This is a genomic window from Pseudomonas baltica (genome assembly GCF_014235765.1).
Lineage (GTDB): Bacteria > Pseudomonadota > Gammaproteobacteria > Pseudomonadales > Pseudomonadaceae > Aquipseudomonas > Aquipseudomonas baltica.
Genome location: NZ_JACMYH010000001.1, coordinates 1,765,905 through 1,784,187 on the forward strand (window position 1 = coordinate 1,765,905; position 18,283 = coordinate 1,784,187).

The window sequence follows — 18,283 nt, forward strand, 5'->3', positions numbered from 1 at the left end:
CAAATCGAGCACGGGAACGTACGGTCAATCGCCAACTGGATATGATCGGGAACTTGCGCAAACCGGTATCCCTCTCCTGTAGGTGATTGCTCAGGAGTGATAAACCATGGAAACCTCGATTTTCTGGGCGGCGTCCGCCTTGATCGTTCTGTTGCTGGACGCGTGGGTACTGACCAGCGTCTGGCGAAGCACCAAAAGCTCCGGCACGAGGCTGGGCTGGACGGTGCTGATCTTTGTACTGCCCCTTGTCGGACTCGCCATCTGGGGCATCGCGGGGCCGAGAGGCGTTGCCATTCCGCCAACATCGGATAAGCACAGCAAAGGCTGATGTCGATCCTACCCATCTGATACGCGTTGGCTGGCATGTATTTAATTCGCCATCCCCAGGCGTTTGGCTGAAGGCGTTCATATCGCCCAGCCAAGCGTGATCGCGGTCAGTGCCAGATAGCGGAACGCCTTGGCCAGTGTAACCACGACCAGAAAACGCCAGAGCGGCTCACGCATGACGCCAGCGATCATAGTGATGGGATCACCGATGATCGGCACCCAGCTGAACAAGAGCGCCCAGTATCCGTAGCGCAGGTAGGCATTCTGCGCTTTATCCAAGTGGCGCTCACTGATGGGAAACCAACGGCGGTGCCGAAAACGTTCGATAGAGCGGCCCAGGTACCAGTTCACCACAGAACCCAGCACGTTGCCCGCCGTGGCGATCAGTACGAGCAACACCGTTGCGTAGTGTTGCGAAACAAGCATCCCCACCAATACCGCTTCGGATTGCAAAGGCAGAAGCGTGGCGGCACCGAACGCCACGACGAAAAGGCTTACATAGCTGGTCAGTTCGAACACCTTGTCATCTCGCGTGTGAAGGCCTGCTGCGGAGTGAACGTTTCAAACGCAGTTATCCGCAACAGCTCGCAGGTTTCAAGGGCTGATACCAGCTCTGCTGTACCGCATGGTGTGGAAACTGTCCCATTGGCACCAGCTATACAGATAAACAAGATGCAGATGTAGCGCATCGATCAGCACAGATTCGTTGCTCGCAACCTTGCAAAGCCCCCCCGCCCAGCACCCTTCATTTCTCGATCAAACAGCCAGTTACGCCAACTCAATCAGAAAACCATCCAACATTGCGAAGAAATTTCTGACACTGATGTTGACGGTTCAGTTACCTATCCAGCCTAGTAATATCCTCTTACTTGATAGGGACATCCATCATGATCATCCTGGTAGCGGGTATTCATGGCGTGGGAAAAACCTGGCATTGCGAGCATTACGGGCACCGTCGGGGCGTGTTGCACAGCAGCGCTTCGGGTTTGGTCAGGCAGGTGCTGGCCTGTGTGAAATGGAGCGATGATCGCTACGCGACCAATCGAGACCGCAACCGCCAGGCACTGGAACTGGCCGTGACCAGCATCGCCGCCAGTGGCAAGTCGATGCTGCTGGAAGGAAACGTGGCGTTGATGGGTAAGCGCCCACGTTCGTCGGGCACCGATCTGACGGCGTTCGAGCGGCTTTCCCTGGGGGCGATTCTGTTGCTGGAGAGCGATCCGTGGACGGTGTTGAAGCGCTTGCCGGCCAGCCACGCTTCGCCGACCGAGGTCGAGGTGTTCCAGCATCAGGAGCGTGACAGCGCGCGAGCGGTGGCGCGCCATCTGGACATTCCGCTGATGCTGCTGCGCGATTGCAGTGACCACACCTTTGGCCAGACCCTTGATGCCTGGCTGAAGCGCGGGCAGCCTATCTCCATTGATACAGCCAGACGCCATCCACCTGGATTTCATCGCCAATACCGCTGAGAAGCATTGCTGCGACGAGATGCCGCTCGTCGCCTCGACGGCACCTTGCGTGCAAGACGCTGGCCCAATGCTTGTACCCCAATCACTGCGGAGATGCACCATGATGATTAGCAAAAAGCTTGCCTCGCTGGCTCTGGCCGGTCTTCTGTCGGCCTCGTCGTTCGCGGCGATGGCGGCATCCAATGACAGCAACCCTACTGCCACCCCGGAAGCACCATCGGGCAAGCAGGTCATTCCAGGCACCGACAAATCGCCCGACAATGGCAACGCCACCGGTATCGACGGCAAGACCGGTTCCATGAGCCAGGGCGCAGACGCCGGCACCACCGACGGTGGCCCTACCCCGATGGGCGCGACCAAAGGCGATGGCAGCTCGGGCAACAGCGGCGGCAACGGCAGCGGCGCTGGCAAATAAGCCCACCGCACCTTCTGCAGCGGCGCGAATTCCGTCCTTCAAATTGCCAAGCGCAATTGCAAGGTCAACCGGATTCGCGCCGTTGGCGTTTCCGCAGGTCAGTAACCGTTGCGTTGAAGAACCTCGATGACCGATTCAGCGGCAGGACGCTTGTAGAACTTCAGCAGCTCGCTGGTACGGTTGGTGAAGATGCCATCCACGCCTGCGTCACTGACCTTCTTGAAATCGACCGGCTCGTCCACGGTATACACGTGCACCAGAAGACCTTTGTCGTGGGTCAGCTTGTTCATCCATGGCTGAACCAGGTCCATGTAGCTCTGCTCTCCCCCCTCGGTCAACGCTGCCGAAGGGCCGGTGCCCACCGCGCCGTTGGCTTTGGCAATGTCCAGCCAGCGCTCGAACTCGGCACGGTCGCGGGGCCGTTGCTGGGCGTAGTAAGCCGCTTTGTCCTTCATGCCGGACGCTGCGAACGTCACCTTGGATTCGGGCTCGATGCTGCCCTCGCCTACCCATAGCAGCAATACCTTGGGCACCTGCGGCATTTCCTTGGCCAGCAGCTCCAGGCTGCCTTTTTCGAACGTCTGCAACACGACCCGGTGCTGACCATCGAGCCAGCCACGCTGCTTGAGTTTGGCCTTGAGGTCACGCTCGATACCAGGAAACTGCTGCGGCACCTTGGTTTCGATGTACACCCCAGGCGTGTGCGTACCGCCTTGCGCCACGTCGAGTACCTCATCCAGGGTGAGAATCTTCAAGCCTTTGTAACTGTCACGGGCGCGCTCGGGGTGCGCTGCGTTGAACCAGCTGCCGGCATCCAGGGTTTTCAGCTCCGCCAGGGTAAAGTCGCTGGCCGGCTTGTCCTTGCGCTCGGGAAATTTGCTGGCGATGTCGGTGGTGCGCAGCAAGGTATCGTCGTGCAGTGCGATCAGTTGCCCGTCGCGAGTGCGCTGCACATCGAGCTCCAGATAGTCGGCGCCCAGGTCACGGGCCAGCAGGTAGGCCGGCAGTGTCGATTCCGGCGCATCGAACGAAGCACCTCGATGGGCAATGACCGCAGGGTGCGGAATGTTGGCGGCATGAGCCAACTGATCGGGGGTTTGCCCCTGGGCCGAGGCAGCTGCGCCCATGGCAGCAGTGAGGCAGAGCGTCTTGTACAGGTGTGCCAACATGTGTAGTCCTTCCACGGATGATCGAAAACGGCGCGGTTTGATGCCGGTGAACCGACCCAGCATAGACGGCGTCGGATGACAGGACATGGCGTGATAGAGTCGCGCCCTTGCCCAAGACACGAGTAGAACGAATCATCACCATGGCACATGACACCTTCGACGCCCACCTCGACGATTGGCAAACCCTGCATACCCGTCAGCCTGCACAAAGCCTGTTGCTGGGCAACGGCGCCAGCCGCGCAGTGTGGCGCAGCTTCGCCTACGACGGGTTGTTCGAGCGCGCGCAAAAGGTGCGCAACAAGCCCTTGAGCCTGACCGACCTGGCCTTGTTCAAATCGCTGCAGACCCGCAGCTTCGAGCAGGTGCTAGCGGTGCTCAACAGTACCGTTCGGGTCAATGCCGCCCTGGCGATCAGTTCCACCGCCCCGCTCAATCGCTACTATGCGATCAAGGAAGCGTTGATCCATGCGGTGCGCAGCGTGCACATTCCCTTTCGCCTGCTCGATGAACAGCGCCTGGCCGCGCTCAACCTTGCACTGCGCGCGTTCGACACGGTGTACAGCAGCAACTACGACCTGCTCTGCCCCTGGGCCGTGCAGCACGACCCGCAGGGTTTTGCCGAGCTGATGGACGTGGACACCGGTTTCGACATTCGCCACACCGCCGCCACAGGCTGCCGCGTGCTGTACCTGCACGGCGGTCTGCACCTGATCAAGAACAGCGACGGTACGACCCGGCAACGCACCGCCGAGGGCGAAGCCTTGCTCGACGGGTTTGCGATCAACACGCCTGGCGATGTGCCGTTGCTGGTCAACGAAGGCCCCAGTGCGCAGAAGCTGCGCACCATTCGTGATTCGGACTACCTGAGCTGGTGCCACGGCGAGTTGAGCCGGCAAGACGGCACTGTGTGCATCTTCGGCCACAACCTGGACAGCGACGATGCGCACATCCTTCAGGCGCTGCGCCTGGCGCCTGCGCAGACTTTTTATGTGTCGATCTTCCCGCTCAGCGATGCCTGGATCATCAGCCAGAAACAGCGCTTCGAAGAACTGTTCGCCGGCTGCGGCAAGACACTGTATTTCTTCGACGCGACCAGCCATGGCCTGGGCAGTGCGCAATTGAACGTGGCCGTGCCTGCGGTGTTGAAGAAGAAACGTTGAAGACTCGAGCGCAACCAGGCGCTCACCACAGCGATATCAACCCTTTCTCCAGTGCCAGCAGCACAGCCACGCTGCGTGAACCCACGGCGAATTTGCGACGAATGTTGGCGAAATGGAAATTTACCGTTGCCTCGGAGCAGGCCAGTATCCGCGAGATTTCCCACGAGGACTTGCCTCTGCCACTCCAGACGAGCACTTCCTGCTCACGGGGCGTCAGCTTGATGTCGAACGTCACTGCAAACTCCAACCCTTGACTTGAGCGCTCATGGTGGCGCTCGCCAAGGATGGGTAACAATGCCGGCGACTTGTAGTCCCGATGCCTCACAGCGCCTAGCTGAGAAGGCCGTCTTCCTGCAGCAGGGTCTGCAGACGCTGTTCGCGAATGCCGTAGAAGGCTTTCAGTTCCTCGATCTTCGCCAGCGCTTCGGAAGACGGGCCGGACGTGTCGCGCTTGACCGCCAGAATCATCTTGTTCTTGTTGGTGTGCTCCAGAGAAATGAACTCGAACACCTTGGTCTCGTATCCGCAGGCGTCCAGCAACAGCGCGCGCAGGCTGTCGGTGACCATCTCGGCCTGCTGGCCCAGATGCAGGCCATATTGCAGCATGGGCTTGAGCAGGCCCGGGCTCTGGATCTGCAGGCGGATTTCCTTGTGGCAGCACGGTGAGCACATGATGATCGCCGCGCCACAGCGGATACCGGTGTGAATGGCGTAGTCGGTGGCGATGTCGCAGGCATGCAGGGCGATCATCACGTCGATCTCGCTGGGCACCACCGAACGCACGTCGCCGCACTCGAACACCAACCCCGGATGTTCCAAGGAGGTGGCAGCCGCGTTGCACAATTCGACCATGTCCGGACGCAGTTCGACGCCGGTGACCTGGGCCTGACGCTGCAGCGAGTTGGCCAGATAGTCATGGATGGCGAAGGTCAGATAGCCCTTGCCCGAGCCGAAATCGGCGACCCGTACGGGAACAGTCGTCTTGGCCAGCACCGACGAAGCGAAGGCGTGGGAAAACACCTCGATGAACTTGTTGATCTGTTTCCACTTGCGCGACATCGCCGGGATCAGTTGCTGCTGCTTGTCGGTCACACCCAGGTCCTGCAGAAACGGCCGGCTCAGCTCCAGGTAGCGCTTCTTTTCCCGATCGTGACCCAACTCCGGCGCGGCCCGCTCCTGCTGTTGCTTGTTGCGGTGCAGGCTGGCCTTGTTCTTCTTGCTGAATTCAAGCTGCAACTCGTCGGTCAAGGTCAGCAGGTGGGCGTTCTTGAAGGTGTCGGGCAAGGCGTCGGCAATGAACTGCTGGCCATCGACCAAGCTGAAGTTCTTGGTGATGTCACGCGTCTTGTAGCGGTACACGAACGACAGGCACGCTTCGCCCTTGATGGTCGCCAACTTGACGATCAGCCGCTGCAGGTCCGGTTCCTGGCCGACATGGCGGGCCAGCACCACTTTGATGAAAGCGTTCTGCGCCAGGCTGGTGTCGAGCAGGGCAAGGAATTCGGCGCGGGGGTCGGTGACGGACATGGCGAAACGGATCTCGGGTCTATTCAGGCAGGCATTTTAGTGGCTGTGAATGGACTTGGGGGATTTGATTCGACGCTGCTTGCGCGAATGCATTTGTATCAATCCCGGCACCCGACTGGATTGACGAGCGCCGATACGTTAAAACACCTCCGGCAAACTATAAAAACACTGTCACCCGTAATCGGCTGCGGCATCCCTGCGGTAGGCCAGAGAGAAGAACTCAATGAACAAGCTGTGTCTGCTGGGTGTCGTCGTTGGCCTGGCCTTGCAAACCGCGTATGCCGATAGCCCTTCCCAAGGTCCGCAGAACAAGGATGCATTCGTTGCCGACCTGCTCGCACGCATGACCCTGGACGAGAAGATCGGCCAGTTGCGCCTGATCGCCATCGGTGGGGAAATGACTCACCAGCGCATCGAGGCCGAGATCGCCGCAGGGCGCATCGGCGGCACTTTCAATTCGGTCACTCGCGCGGACAACAGGCCCATGCAGGATGCCGCGCAGCGCAGCCGCCTGAAGATTCCCATGTTCTTCGCCTACGACGTGATCCACGGTCACCGCACGCAGTTTCCGATCAGCCTGGGCCTGGCCGCGAGCTGGGACATGGACGCCATTGCCTTGAGTGCCAGAACCTCGACCGCCGAAGCGGCGGCCGACGGTATCGACATGACCTTCGGGCCGATGGTCGACATCTCTCGCGATCCGCGCTGGGGCCGCATCAGCGAGGGGTTTGGCGAAGACACCCACCTGGTGTCGAAAATTGCCCGGGTGATGGTGGAAAACATACAGGGCCCCAGCCCGGCCAACCCGGACCGAATGATGGCCAGCGCCAAGCACTTCGCCTTGTACGGCGCGATCGAGGGCGGGCGCGACTACAACACCGTCGACATGAGCCCGCAACGGATGTTCCAGGACTACCTGCCGCCTTATCGCGCCACGGTCGATGCTGGCGCAGGTGGCATGATGGTCGCCCTGAACTCCATCAACGGTGTGCCGGCGACCTCCAATACCTGGCTGATGCAGGATGTGCTGCGCAAGCAATGGGGGTTCAAGGGCGTCACCATCAGTGACCACGGTGCAATTCATGAATTGATAAAGCATGGCGTGGCCAGCGACGACCGTGAGGGGGCCAAGCTGGCCATCAAGGCCGGCATCGACATGAGCATGAACGACCAGGCGTACGGCGAACATCTACCGGGGCTGCTCAAGAGCGGCCAGATCAGCCAGGCCGACATCGATAACGCGGTGCGCGAGGTGCTTGGCGCCAAATACGACATGGGCCTGTTCGCCAACCCGTACCTGCGCATCGGCAAGGCCCAGGACGACCCGGCCGATGTCAACGCAGAAAGCCGCCTGCATCGCGCCGAAGCGCGTGATGTCGCGCGCAGGACGCTGGTGTTGCTGAAGAACCAGAAGCAGACGCTGCCGCTGAAAAAAGACGCGCGCATTGCCCTCATCGGGCCCCTCGCCGACGCGCCGGACGACATGCTCGGCAGCTGGTCGGCAGCCGGCGTCGCAACGCAATCGGTGACGTTGCTCAACGGATTGCGCAATGCCGTGGCCGACCCCGCCAAGGTCACTTATGCCAAGGGGGCGAATCTCACCGATGACCGTGCGACGCTGGACTTCATCGCCCACTTCAACCCCGAGCACGTGAAGCAGGCCATCGACCCACGCTCCGGCCAGGCCTTGATCGACGAAGCGTTGGCAGCGGCACGCGATGCCGACGTGATAGTGGCCGCGGTGGGCGAATGGCGCGGCATGACCCATGAATCGGCCAGCCGTGTTGCCCTCGACCTGCCGCGTACCCAGCAAGCCTTGATCACTGCACTGCGCGCCACGGGCAAACCGCTGGTGATGGTGCTGATGAACGGCCGCCCGCTGACCATTGGCGAACAACAGCGCCAGGCAGATGCGGTGCTGGAAACCTGGTACAGCGGCACCGAAGGCGGCAATGCCATTGCCGATGTGTTGTTCGGCGACTACAACCCGTCCGGCAAACTGCCGGTCACCTTCCCGCGCTCGGTTGGCCAGGTGCCGCTGTACTACAGCCACTTGAGCATCGGCCGACCGTTCACGCCGGGGCATCCGGGCAACTACAGTTCGCAGTATTTCGACAGCGAACAGGGCCCGCTGTACCCCTTCGGCTACGGCTTGAGCTACACCGACTTCAGCCTGTCGGACGTCAGCCTGTCGAGCAAGCGCCTGAGCCGCGACGGCAAGGTGACGGCCAGCATCAACGTGCGCAACGTCGGCAAGGTCGCCGGCGAGACCGTGGTTCAGCTGTATCTGCGTGATGTCGCTGCTTCGATGGCTCGACCGGTCAAGGAGCTCAAGCATTTCCGCAAGGTGATGCTCAAGCCGGGCGAAAGCCAGACCCTGACATTCGATATCGTCGAGGGTGATCTGAAGTTCTATAACCAGCAACTGGTGCGGGCCGCCGAGGCCGGGCAGTTCACCGTGATGATCGGGCTGGACTCCCAGGACGTCAAAGAGGCGACCTTCGAGTTGTTGTAGGTCGGCAACGGCTCGATAGCGCCCGTGACCGGTTCCCGCGCCCCGCGCCTGGCCGTCATCGTGCTGGTCATCGTGGCCGGCGCGTCGTTGTGCGCCGCATGGGCGGGCCGTCACGCCCAGCTGCTGGCGCAGAACGAGGAGGCGGCACGCAGCAATGGCCAGTTGGCGCTGTACGCCAACAGCCTGCACACCCTGATCGAACGGTATCGCACCCTGCCTGCAGTACTGGCGCTGGATCCTCAGCTGCAGCAGTCGCTACAGGGGCCGATCGATCCGGCCACCCAGAACATGCTCAACCGCAAGCTTGAGCGCATCAACGCGGCGGCGCGGTCGTCGACCCTGGAACTGCTCGACCATCAGGGCCTGGCGGTGGCAGCCAGCAACTGGCGTCTGCCGACCAGCTATGTGGGTCACAACTACGCCTTCCGCCCCTATTTCAGCCAGTCGGTCAGCCAGGGCAGCGGGCGTTTCTATGCGGTAGGCGTAACCAGCGGCATTCCCGGCTACTTCTTGTCCAGTGCGATCAAGGACGCTCGGGACGGCTTTCTCGGTGCCATGGTGGTCAAGCTCGAGCTGCCCGAACTGGAACAGGAATGGGCGCAGGGGCCCGATACCTTGCTGGTCAGTGACGCGCGCGGGGTGGTGTTCATCGCCAACCGACCGGGATGGCGGTATCGCACCTTGCACCCTTTGAGCGAGGCCGACCGCGCCGAACTGCAGCGCACCCGTCAGTATCACGATCAAGCCTTGCAGCCGCTGGACCACCAGGTGCTGGGCAACCTCGATGGAGCGGCCCGGCACGTGCGCGTCAACGGCCCTCAAGGCACCGCCGACTACCTGTGGGCATCGTTGCCGATGGCCAGCGAAGGCTGGACCCTGCACTTGCTCAAGCCTCCCATGGCGAGTACCGAAGACAGCCGCAATGCCGCGCTGGCAGCGGCCGGCCTGTGGTTGAGTCTGGTTTTCGGCGGCCTCTGGCTGAATCAGCGTCGGCGCCTGGCTGCGCTGCGCCAGCGCGGTCGCGAGCAATTGGAATCACTGGTCAGGGCACGCACCCGGGAGCTGCGCGATGCTCAGGAGGGCCTGGTCCAGGCGGCCAAACTGGCGGCATTGGGGCAGATGTCGGCGGCCTTGGCCCATGAGATCAGCCAGCCGCTGACAGCGCAGCGCATGCAGCTGGCGAGCCTGCGGCTGTTGCTCGATCAGGATCGCATCGACGCGGCGCGCCAGGCCCTGGCGCCGCTGGAACAGATGTTGGTACGCATGGCGGCCTTGACCACCCATTTGAAGACCTTCGCGCGCAAGAGCCCGGCCGGCGTGCGCGAACGAGTCGACCTGGCGCAGGTGCTCGATCAAGCCTTGCAGTTGCTGGAGACACCCCTGCATACGGCAGGTGTACGCCTGCAGTTGCAGGTCCGGCGGCCGGCCTATGTCCGCGGCGACGTGATTCGCCTCGAACAGGTGCTGATCAATCTGTTGCGCAACGCGCTGGACGCCATGACCGGGGTGCCTGCCAAGGACATGCACATCAGCCTGCAGCTTCATGGCGAGCAATGGCAGCTGGACATTGCCGACAGCGGTGGCGGCATCGCCAGCGAGCACCTCGAACACTTGTTCGACCCGTTCTTCACCACCAAGCCCATCGGCGAAGGCCTCGGCTTGGGGCTGGCGGTCTCCCTGGCGATCGCTCACGAACACGGCGGCCAGTTGAGCGCGGAAAACCTGGCACACGGCGCACGTTTCACCCTTGCCCTGCCCATCGATACGGAGCCTGCATGAGCAATCAAGTGATGGTCATCGACGACGAAGCGAGCATTCGCGACGCCGTTGAACAGTGGTTGGGCCTCAGCGGCTTTTCGGTGCAGCGCTTCAGCCAGGCCGAAGACTGCCTGGCGCAGCTGCCAGCGGATTTCGCCGGGGTCATACTCAGCGACGTGCGCATGCCCGGCATGGGCGGGCTCGGCCTGCTGGCACAGGTCCAGGCCCGCGACCCCGAGTTGCCGGTGATTCTGTTGACCGGGCACGGTGACGTGCCGATGGCGGTGCAGGCCATGCGCGAGGGTGCCTACGATTTTCTCGAGAAGCCTTTCAGCCCGCAAAGCCTGTTGACCAGCCTGCAGCGCGCTCAGGACAAGCGTCGACTGGTTCTGGAAAACCGGCGCCTGCACAGTCGGGCCGATTTCAGCGAGCAATTGCAGGCGACCCTACTTGGCGCTGCGCCCGCCATCGCCCAGCTGCGGCGCCAGGTACTGGATCTGGCGCAGTTGCCGGTCAACGTGGTGATTCGTGGCGAAACCGGCAGTGGCAAGGAGTTGGTTGCGCGCTGCCTGCACGATTTCGGCCCACGGGCTGGCAAACCCTTCGTGGCGCTCAACTGTGCCGCGATTCCCGAGGCATTGTTCGAGGCCGAACTGTTCGGTCACGAGAGCGGTGCATTCACCGGCGCCCAGGGCAAGCGCATCGGCAAATTGGAGTACGCCCACGGCGGGACTCTGTTTCTCGACGAAGTGGAGAGCCTGCCGATGGCTCAGCAGGCCAAGCTGCTGCGTGTGCTGCAGGAGCAGAAGCTCGAGCGCCTGGGCTCCAACCAGAGCATTCCGGTTGACCTGCGGCTGGTCGCGGCGAGCAAGCCCGACCTGCTGGAGCAGGCACGGGCTGGGTTGTTTCGCGAAGACCTGGCCTATCGGCTGAATGTCGCCGAACTGCGCCTGCCGCCATTGCGCGAGCGGCGCGAAGACATCGTGCGGCTGTTCGATCACTTCACCGCGGCAACCGCGAAGCGTCTGGCGCGACAGGCGCCGCCGGTCAATTCGGCGCAACTGGCCCAGTTGCTCAGCCACGATTGGCCGGGCAATGTCCGCGAGCTGGCCAATGCCGCCGAACGCCACGTGCTGGGCCTGGCCGCGCCAGCGGCGGAAACGGTCAGCGTCCGGCTGTCCCTGGCGGCACAACAGGAAGCCTTCGAAGCCCAATGCCTGCGCGCGGCACTGGCGCGGCACCGCGGCGATATCAAGTCGGTGATGGAGGAACTGCAACTGCCTCGGCGCACCCTCAACGAAAAGATGCAGCGTCACGGCCTGGCCCGCGACGACTTTCGCGAGTAGGCAAGAATCCGCTCACCCCACTTCTCGTATCGGCAAGAATCCGCCGGCTTTTTTTCGTGAACCCTCTGAAATCGGGGGTACAGCGGCTGGCACGGCTCCTGCTATTGCCTTGGCAAGCGCGAACCAACGCGCTACCAACAATAATGAGAAGGATCCATCATGGATAACTCCAACACCCTGCCCGCCGGGGCAACCGCTGCATCCGCCCCGCCTCGCACCACCGCCAGCCGCGTCAAGTCGATCTTCAGTGGCTCGGTCGGCAACATGGTCGAATGGTACGACTGGTACGTCTACGCGGCATTCTCGCTGTATTTCGCCCAGGTGTTCTTTCCCAAGGACAGCCTCAACGCGCAACTGCTCAACACCGCCGCGATCTTCGCCGTCGGGTTTCTGATGCGTCCCATCGGTGGCTGGCTGATGGGTTTGTACGCCGACCGCAAGGGCCGCAAGGCTGCGCTGATGGCTTCGGTATTGCTGATGTGCTTTGGCTCGCTGGTCATTGCGCTGACACCAAGCTACGAAACCATCGGCATCTGGGCGCCCGTGCTGCTGGTGCTGGCGCGGCTGATGCAGGGCCTCTCGGTGGGCGGCGAGTACGGCACGTCCGCCACCTACCTGAGCGAGATGGCAACCAGGGAACGGCGCGGCTTCTTCTCCAGCTTCCAGTACGTGACCCTGATCTCCGGCCAGTTGATCGCGCTGGCGGTGCTGATCGTGCTGCAGCAGACGCTCACCGAAGAACAGCTGCTCAGCTGGGGCTGGCGTGTACCGTTCGTGATCGGCGCGCTGTGCGCAGTGGTGGCGCTGTGGTTGCGCCGTGGCATGGAAGAGACCGACTCCTTCACCCAGAAAAAGGAATCCAAGGAAAGCACGATGCGCACCCTGCTGCGCCATCCCAAGGAACTGTTGACCGTGGTCGGCCTGACCATGGGCGGTACCCTGGCTTTCTACACCTACACCACCTACATGCAGAAATACCTGGTCAACACGGTGGGCTTCAGCAAAGCGGACTCGACGGCCATCTCGGCGGCCACGCTGTTCCTGTTCATGTGCCTGCAACCGGTGGTCGGCGCCCTCTCCGACAAGATCGGCCGACGCCCCATCCTGATCGCGTTCGGGGTACTGGGCACGGTGTGTACCGTTCCCATCCTGACCACGCTGCACACCATTCAAACCTGGTGGGGTGCGTTCTTCCTGATCATGGCGGCACTGATCATCGTCAGCGGCTATACCTCGATCAACGCCGTGGTAAAGGCAGAGCTGTTCCCCACCGAGATCCGCGCCCTGGGCGTGGGCCTGCCCTATGCACTGACCGTATCGATCTTCGGCGGAACCGCCGAACTGATCGCCCTGTGGTTCAAGCAGATCGGCATGGAAACCGGTTACTACTGGTACGTGACCGCCTGCATCGCCTGCTCGCTGCTGGTGTACGTGTTCATGAAGGACACCAAGACGCACTCACGGATCGAAACGGACTGAAGCTGAGCATGCCTGCGCCGCAAAGGCGGGGGCAGTTGCACTGGCCGCCATGGCCGACGCACACTGGGGGCACCTGAACGCTGAGGATTGCCCCTGATGTCGGATGACACCTATTACTACGAGCCGGCCAAGGGCCATGGTTTGCCCCACGACCCGTTCAACGCCATCGTCGGCCCGCGGCCCATTGGTTGGATCTCTTCCCACGACCGTGAAGGTCGCCTGAATCTGGCGCCGTACAGCTTCTTCAACGCCTTCAACTACACGCCGCCGATCATCGGTTTCGCCAGTGTGGGACGCAAGGACAGCCTGAACAACATCGAACAGACCGGTGAATTCGTCTGGAACCTGTCTACTCGTGCCCTGGCCGAGCAGATGAACCAGAGCTGCGCCGCGGTCGGCCCCGAAGTCGACGAGTTCGAACTCAGTGGCCTGCACCATGCACCGTCGACAATCGTCAGCGTACCGCGGGTGCTCGAAGCGCCGGTGTCGTTCGAGTGCAAGGTGACGCAGATCATTCAGCTCAAGGGCGCCGACCAACAGGAAGTGCCCACCTGGCTGATCCTGGGTGAAGTGGTGGCGGTGCACATCGCCAAGTCATTGCTCAAGGACGGGGTCTACGACACGGCCGCAGCCGGTCCGATCCTGCGCGGCGGCGGGCCGGCCGATTATTTCGAGATCGGTCCGCAGGCGCTGTTCAAAATGCACCGACCGCAGGTCAAGTAGGCTCGAAGCGCGGCTCGCCTTCATCGTCGACAGCGGCCAGAGTCAGCAAAATCTCGGCGGCAGCGCCATCGGCCTCGTGCGCGGTACGGAACGACTGGCCGTCGAGCACCTTGTGAAACCGCGGCACACCACCGCCCTGCAGGGCCTTGATGGCGATGGCGGCGTGGTAACTGCCTTCATTGGGCACTACCGCTGAAACCGCTTCGTGATGTTCGAATACCTTGCGTGCCATGACATACCTCGCAGCTATGCAAAAGCCACGATTGTACGCAGCTCAGGCCGCGCTGGCCTGTTCGATCGCGGCATCCTCGAAAGTGTGCAGATCGAGGCTGGTGACCAGCAGGCCCTGGACCAGGTCGGAGAACACCTGCATACCGGGCGATTTGAACCAGGCGGTCATCGCGGCGTGATCGCGCCAGACGCCTGCCACTTGCCACAATCGCTCGTCGCCGTGGCTGCGCTGGACTGCAAAATGCAGGCAGCCGGGCATGCCCAGCGCAGGCCGCACCAGTGCCGACAACCTCAGCCCGACCTGTTCGGAATGCCCATGCCGGGCGGTGACCAAGGCACAGTGACTGACGGTAGATAATGAGTTCATGCTCGACTCTCCCTGATTGAACGGTCTGCGGTGAACAAGGTTGCAGCGACAACGTTACGCAACCCCGGACCACAGGGGTTAGCCGTTTCCTGTCAAGGTCTTGCCCGATCCTGCAGGGTTGCAGTTTCAATCAACCCAAGCGGCCCTGTGTGGCGGTTTTCCTGCCCATCCGCACAGTGCACGTGCGGGTTCGGACAAGACGCTCCGACAACTTGGCAGGATTGGGCAAACATCCTGCAGCTATCGTCTACCCTTGGCATTAAGCGCGGATTATCCTCGTGGTCATGTGATGCACAGATCATGGAGCCTGCATGAAACCCGCCGCACCTGCTGCCCTGCCCCTGCACCCTGCCCTGGAACGAAGTCGCTGCGAACTTGCCGAGCGCATTGCCCGTGGCGCACAGGCACCCGGCTGCCATGGCACCGCGATCAGCGGCTTGCATCTGGTGCGCTATGAAGAGTGCGTGCAGTCGTTTCCGGCGTTGGTGCAACCGGCGCTGTGCATCCTTGCCCACGGCAGCAAGGAGGTGCGCCTGGGGGAAGAGCGCTATATCTACGACCCGCTGAACTTCATGGTGGTGTCGGTGGCCATGCCGATCTCTGGACGGATCCTGGATGCCAGCCCCGGCGACCCTAGCTTGTCCCTGCGGTTGGACATCGACCCCGACGAAATCAACGCGGTGATCGCCGACGCCGGGCCGCTGGGCGTGCCTTCGCGTTCGACCCAGCGCGGCCTGTACGTGGAGCAGATGGACACGGCGTTTCTCGACGCCGTGCTGCGCCTGGTGCGGCTGCTGGAAACCCCTAAGGACATTGCCGTGCTGGCGCCACTGGTGCGACGGGAAATCCTCTATCGCCTGCTGGGCGGGCAACAGGGTCACCGCTTGTATGAAATCGCCGTCGCCCACAGCCAGACCCACCGGGTCAGCCAGGCCATCGCCTGGATCAATCGGCATTTCCAGCGCAGCCTGCGCATCGAAGACCTGGCTCGCGAAGTCAACCTGAGCGTGTCCACCCTGCATCACCGTTTCAAGGCCGTGACGTCCATGAGCCCGTTGCAGTACCAGAAACAGCTGCGCTTGCAGGAGGCTCGTCGACTGATGCTCAGCGAAGATCTCGATGCGTCGGCCGCCGGGTATCGCGTGGGCTACGAAAGTCCTTCGCAGTTCAGCCGCGAATACAGCCGGCATTTCGGCGCACCACCGGTGCGTGACCTGGCACGCCTGCGCATCAGCCTCTGATGTCACGCTGGCAGGGTTGAAAAAAACCGCAGATCACCAATAGAACCGATAGCTAGCTATCAAGTACACTCGAAGACCGCAGCCCGTGGCCATCTTGCCGGGGCGTCTCTTTGCAGGCCTACCTGTGACCGATCTCAGCCACTCCCCGCCGGCCATCAAGAGCATTCTGGTGGCCCTGATGCTGGCCATTTTCCTGGGCGCGTTGGACCAGACCATCGTTGCGGTCTCCATGCCGGCGATCTCCGCCCAGTTCAACGACGTCGACCGCCTGGCCTGGGTGATCTCCGGGTATATGGTGGCCATGACCGTGGCCACGCCGATCTACGGCAAGCTGGGCGACCTGTACGGACGCCGACGCATGATTCTGATCGGCACGGGATTGTTCACCCTGGCGTCGCTGTTCTGCGGCATGGCGCAGAGCATGGAGCAACTGGTGCTGGCGCGCCTGCTGCAGGGCGTCGGCGCTGGCGGCATGGTTTCGGTCAGCCAGGCGATCATCGGCGATGTCGTGCCGCCGCGCGAACGTGGCCGCTACCAGGGCTATTTCAGCAGCATGTACGCAGCCGCCAGCGTGCTGGGCCCGGTACTGGGCGGCTACATGACGCAGTACCTGTCGTGGCGCTGGGTGTTTCTGATCAACCTGCCGCTGGGCGCGTTCGCCTGCTGGTACGCCAGCCGCAAGCTGGCGGGGCTGCCCATACCGCAGCGTACGCCGATCATCGATTACCTGGGTACGGTGCTGATGATCGTCGGCCTGAGCACCTTGCTCATGAGCATCACCCGCGTTGGCCAGGGGCATGGGCTGGACGACACCCAGGTGTGGGCGCTGCTGGTAATTGCCGCGGCATCGCTGCTGGGTTTTGTCTGGCATGAACGACGTTTTCGCGAACCGCTGCTGCCGATGCATCTGTTTGCCAATCGCGCAGCGGTGCTGTGCTGGTGCACGGTGTTTTTCACCAGCTTCCAGGCCATCGGGCTGAGCGTGATGATGCCCCTGCGCTTCCAGACCGTCACCGGTGCCGGCGCGGACCAGGCGGCCCTGTACCTGTTGCCGCTCGCGTTGGGGTTGCCCATCGGGGCTTTTCTGGGCGGGCGTCGCACATCGCAGACCGGGCGCTACAAACCCATCATTCTGACCGGGGCGTTGCTCGCTCCGCTGGGGATTCTGGGCATGGCGTTCAGTGCGCCGGACAACCTGCTGCTCAGCGTGACCTTCATGCTGTTGACGGGGTTCGCCTGCGGCCTGCAGTTTCCCACCTCGCTGGTCGGCGCGCAGAATTCGGTGCAGGCCAGGGACATCGGCGTGGCCACCAGTACCTTGGCGTTGTTTCGCTCGCTGGGCGGCGCTGTTGGCGTGGCTTGTCTGTCGGCTTTGCTGTTGGCCATGCTGCACGGTGTGCAGTTGGCGGATGGTGCCTTGAGCGGTCATGGGCTCGAGGTGGTGAGTGGCAACGTGCTGCTGACCGGGCTCAACGCTGCGGCCGGCCCTGCCCGCGATGCCTTGCGCATGGAACTGGCGCAGACCTTCCAGCACTTGCTGTGGGCCAGTGCCGGCATCTCCCTGCTGGGAGTGGCCGTGGCACTGGCGCTGCCCAATCTGGAATTGCGCGGCCGCGGGCATGGCGAGAAGTAGCTTGTGCGAAGAGGCCCGCTCAGGCAACCGGTCGCTTCTTGCGCTGGGCCCAGGCTACGGCCAGGCCGCTGAGGCAGATGACGCTGATGCCCACCACGCCGAAGATGTCGGGGGTGTGGTCGAAGATCAGGTAGCCATACATCCCGGCGAACAGGATCTGCCCGTAACTGAACGGTGCCAGCAGCGCCGGCGCGGCATGGCGAAAGGCCTGGGTCAGCAACAGATGCCCGAGCATGCCGCAGGTGCCCAGGCCGACCATGAACAATGCATCGATCCACCCCGGCGCCTGCCAGAAGAACGGCAGCGCGGCGCTCATGATCAGCGTGTTGAAGATACCGGCGAGAAAATTGCTGGTGGTCGGGCTGTCGATGCTGCTGAGCTTGCGCGTCAGCAATTGGTACAGGCCGAAGAAGAACGCGGATATCAACGGCAGCAGGATGGCCGGCGTGAACAGGGCACCGCCGGGGCGGATCACGATGAGCACGCCGATGAAGCCGGTGATCACCGCCGCCCATTGCGCGCGGGTCACCACTTCCTTGAGCAGCGGCACCGACAACGCCGTCACCAACAGCGGTGCCAGGAAGTTGACCGCCGTGGCTTCGGCCAGCGGTATGTAGCGCAGGCTGGTGGTGAAGAACAGGCTGGTGGCGATCAGGCACAGCGCGCGCAACAGCTGCAGCCCCGGCCGCTTGGTGCGGATCACCGTGGACAGCCCGGTCTGCGGCACGAATATGACCAGCATCAGCAAGGTGTGCACCACGTAGCGCGCCCACACCACCACAACGATGGGGAACAGCCCGGAGAGGTACTTGGACAAGGCGTCGTGGCTGGCGAACAGCAACGTTGCCAGACAGATCAGCGCGATACCGCGCAGCGGCTGGTTGACCCCGGTGAGCAACGGGTTTTGCACGCTCATTCACACG

18 protein-coding genes are annotated in these 18,283 nt (G+C 62.4%); 11 read left to right on the forward strand and 7 right to left on the reverse strand.

Features of this window, described 5'->3' with window-relative positions; genetic code table 11:
• Nucleotides 1–106 precede the first annotated feature (106 nt).
• The gene (locus H7993_RS07885; RefSeq protein WP_185793982.1) at nucleotides 107–328 is read left to right on the forward strand and encodes a PLDc N-terminal domain-containing protein; all 222 of its coding nucleotides are present in this window, start codon (nucleotides 107–109) and stop codon (nucleotides 326–328) included.
• 77 nt (nucleotides 329–405) lie between these two features.
• On the opposite strand, the gene H7993_RS07890 is transcribed toward H7993_RS07885, so the two are convergent.
• Nucleotides 406–846, reverse strand: coding sequence for a YqaA family protein (locus H7993_RS07890; protein ID WP_185793983.1), 441 nt, complete (start codon nucleotides 844–846; stop codon nucleotides 406–408).
• A 368-nt stretch (nucleotides 847–1,214) separates the two neighbouring features.
• Between H7993_RS07890 and H7993_RS07895 the strand changes: the two genes are divergently transcribed.
• Both H7993_RS07895 and H7993_RS07900 read left to right on the forward strand, forming a co-directional pair.
• On the forward strand, nucleotides 1,215–1,796 hold the full coding sequence (locus tag H7993_RS07895) for a hypothetical protein (RefSeq protein ID WP_185793984.1): 582 nt from the start codon (nucleotides 1,215–1,217) through the stop codon (nucleotides 1,794–1,796).
• A gap of 100 nt (nucleotides 1,797–1,896) precedes the next feature.
• Nucleotides 1,897–2,211 carry a hypothetical protein gene (locus tag H7993_RS07900; RefSeq protein ID WP_185793985.1) on the forward strand — a complete coding sequence of 105 codons (315 nt, stop codon included), beginning with the start codon at nucleotides 1,897–1,899 and terminating at the stop codon, nucleotides 2,209–2,211.
• 98 nt (nucleotides 2,212–2,309) lie between these two features.
• On the opposite strand, the gene H7993_RS07905 is transcribed toward H7993_RS07900, so the two are convergent.
• Entirely contained in the window at nucleotides 2,310–3,380 is a 1,071-nt protein-coding gene (locus H7993_RS07905) for a glycerophosphodiester phosphodiesterase (protein ID WP_185793986.1), read from the reverse strand.
• Between the two features lie 140 nt (nucleotides 3,381–3,520).
• Here H7993_RS07905 and H7993_RS07910 point away from each other — a divergent pair, with 140 nt between their 5' ends.
• Entirely contained in the window at nucleotides 3,521–4,540 is a 1,020-nt protein-coding gene (locus H7993_RS07910) for a DUF4917 family protein (protein ID WP_185793987.1), read from the forward strand.
• 22 nt (nucleotides 4,541–4,562) lie between these two features.
• Here H7993_RS07910 and H7993_RS20825 read toward each other — a convergent pair whose 3' ends face one another.
• Both H7993_RS20825 and H7993_RS07920 read right to left on the reverse strand, forming a co-directional pair.
• On the reverse strand, nucleotides 4,563–4,775 hold the full coding sequence (locus H7993_RS20825; RefSeq protein ID WP_342214368.1) for a response regulator transcription factor: 213 nt from the start codon (nucleotides 4,773–4,775) through the stop codon (nucleotides 4,563–4,565).
• A gap of 95 nt (nucleotides 4,776–4,870) precedes the next feature.
• The gene (locus tag H7993_RS07920) at nucleotides 4,871–6,067 is read right to left on the reverse strand and encodes a class I SAM-dependent methyltransferase (protein ID WP_185793989.1); all 1,197 of its coding nucleotides are present in this window, start codon (nucleotides 6,065–6,067) and stop codon (nucleotides 4,871–4,873) included.
• A gap of 223 nt (nucleotides 6,068–6,290) precedes the next feature.
• Here H7993_RS07920 and bglX point away from each other — a divergent pair, with 223 nt between their 5' ends.
• From bglX to H7993_RS07945, 5 genes are all read left to right on the forward strand, one after another.
• Nucleotides 6,291–8,582, forward strand: coding sequence for a beta-glucosidase BglX (gene bglX / locus H7993_RS07925; RefSeq protein ID WP_185793990.1), 2,292 nt, complete (start codon nucleotides 6,291–6,293; stop codon nucleotides 8,580–8,582).
• Between the two features lie 24 nt (nucleotides 8,583–8,606).
• A complete protein-coding gene (locus H7993_RS07930) occupies nucleotides 8,607–10,361 on the forward strand; it encodes a sensor histidine kinase (RefSeq protein ID WP_342345035.1) in 1,755 nt (584 codons plus the stop codon).
• Nucleotides 10,358–11,686 carry a sigma-54-dependent transcriptional regulator gene (locus H7993_RS07935; RefSeq protein WP_185793991.1) on the forward strand — a complete coding sequence of 443 codons (1,329 nt, stop codon included), beginning with the start codon at nucleotides 10,358–10,360 and terminating at the stop codon, nucleotides 11,684–11,686. The genes H7993_RS07930 and H7993_RS07935 overlap by 4 nt, the downstream gene beginning before the upstream one ends.
• A gap of 159 nt (nucleotides 11,687–11,845) precedes the next feature.
• On the forward strand, nucleotides 11,846–13,165 hold the full coding sequence (locus tag H7993_RS07940) for an MFS transporter (RefSeq protein WP_185793992.1): 1,320 nt from the start codon (nucleotides 11,846–11,848) through the stop codon (nucleotides 13,163–13,165).
• A 96-nt stretch (nucleotides 13,166–13,261) separates the two neighbouring features.
• Nucleotides 13,262–13,888, forward strand: coding sequence for a flavin reductase family protein (locus tag H7993_RS07945; RefSeq protein ID WP_185793993.1), 627 nt, complete (start codon nucleotides 13,262–13,264; stop codon nucleotides 13,886–13,888).
• On the opposite strand, the gene H7993_RS07950 is transcribed toward H7993_RS07945, so the two are convergent.
• Both H7993_RS07950 and H7993_RS07955 read right to left on the reverse strand, forming a co-directional pair.
• Nucleotides 13,881–14,120, reverse strand: coding sequence for a hypothetical protein (locus tag H7993_RS07950; RefSeq protein ID WP_185793994.1), 240 nt, complete (start codon nucleotides 14,118–14,120; stop codon nucleotides 13,881–13,883). The two genes, H7993_RS07945 and H7993_RS07950, sit on opposite strands and share 8 nt — an antisense overlap.
• Before the next feature lie 42 nt (nucleotides 14,121–14,162).
• Nucleotides 14,163–14,486: a putative quinol monooxygenase gene (locus H7993_RS07955; protein ID WP_185793995.1), complete on the reverse strand. Its 324-nt coding sequence runs from the start codon at nucleotides 14,484–14,486 to the stop codon at nucleotides 14,163–14,165.
• Nucleotides 14,487–14,797: 311 nt separating this feature from the next.
• Here H7993_RS07955 and H7993_RS07960 point away from each other — a divergent pair, with 311 nt between their 5' ends.
• A complete protein-coding gene (locus H7993_RS07960; protein ID WP_122479402.1) occupies nucleotides 14,798–15,727 on the forward strand; it encodes an AraC family transcriptional regulator in 930 nt (309 codons plus the stop codon).
• Between the two features lie 124 nt (nucleotides 15,728–15,851).
• Nucleotides 15,852–17,360: an MDR family MFS transporter gene (locus tag H7993_RS07965; RefSeq protein WP_342345036.1), complete on the forward strand. Its 1,509-nt coding sequence runs from the start codon at nucleotides 15,852–15,854 to the stop codon at nucleotides 17,358–17,360.
• Between the two features lie 19 nt (nucleotides 17,361–17,379).
• On the opposite strand, the gene H7993_RS07970 is transcribed toward H7993_RS07965, so the two are convergent.
• Complete coding sequence (locus H7993_RS07970) at nucleotides 17,380–18,276, reverse strand: DMT family transporter (RefSeq protein WP_122479404.1); 897 nt, start codon at nucleotides 18,274–18,276, stop codon at nucleotides 17,380–17,382.
• Between the last annotated feature and the right edge of the window lie 7 nt (nucleotides 18,277–18,283).

Bases quoted from the DNA above. Each gene is read 5' to 3' on its own strand.
- H7993_RS07885 (WP_185793982.1), top strand. From the start codon at position 107: ATGGAAACCTCGATTTTCTGGGCGGCGTCCGCCTTGATCGTTCTGTTG.
- H7993_RS07895 (WP_185793984.1), top strand. From the start codon at position 1,215: ATGATCATCCTGGTAGCGGGTATTCATGGCGTGGGAAAAACCTGGCAT.
- H7993_RS07900 (WP_185793985.1), top strand. From the start codon at position 1,897: ATGATGATTAGCAAAAAGCTTGCCTCGCTGGCTCTGGCCGGTCTTCTG.
- H7993_RS07905 (WP_185793986.1), bottom strand. From the start codon at position 3,380: ATGTTGGCACACCTGTACAAGACGCTCTGCCTCACTGCTGCCATGGGC.
- H7993_RS07910 (WP_185793987.1), top strand. From the start codon at position 3,521: ATGGCACATGACACCTTCGACGCCCACCTCGACGATTGGCAAACCCTG.
- H7993_RS07920 (WP_185793989.1), bottom strand. From the start codon at position 6,067: ATGTCCGTCACCGACCCCCGCGCCGAATTCCTTGCCCTGCTCGACACC.
- bglX (WP_185793990.1), top strand. From the start codon at position 6,291: ATGAACAAGCTGTGTCTGCTGGGTGTCGTCGTTGGCCTGGCCTTGCAA.
- H7993_RS07935 (WP_185793991.1), top strand. From the start codon at position 10,358: ATGAGCAATCAAGTGATGGTCATCGACGACGAAGCGAGCATTCGCGAC.
- H7993_RS07940 (WP_185793992.1), top strand. From the start codon at position 11,846: ATGGATAACTCCAACACCCTGCCCGCCGGGGCAACCGCTGCATCCGCC.
- H7993_RS07945 (WP_185793993.1), top strand. From the start codon at position 13,262: ATGTCGGATGACACCTATTACTACGAGCCGGCCAAGGGCCATGGTTTG.
- H7993_RS07950 (WP_185793994.1), bottom strand. From the start codon at position 14,120: ATGGCACGCAAGGTATTCGAACATCACGAAGCGGTTTCAGCGGTAGTG.
- H7993_RS07955 (WP_185793995.1), bottom strand. From the start codon at position 14,486: ATGAACTCATTATCTACCGTCAGTCACTGTGCCTTGGTCACCGCCCGG.
- H7993_RS07960 (WP_122479402.1), top strand. From the start codon at position 14,798: ATGAAACCCGCCGCACCTGCTGCCCTGCCCCTGCACCCTGCCCTGGAA.
- H7993_RS07970 (WP_122479404.1), bottom strand. From the start codon at position 18,276: ATGAGCGTGCAAAACCCGTTGCTCACCGGGGTCAACCAGCCGCTGCGC.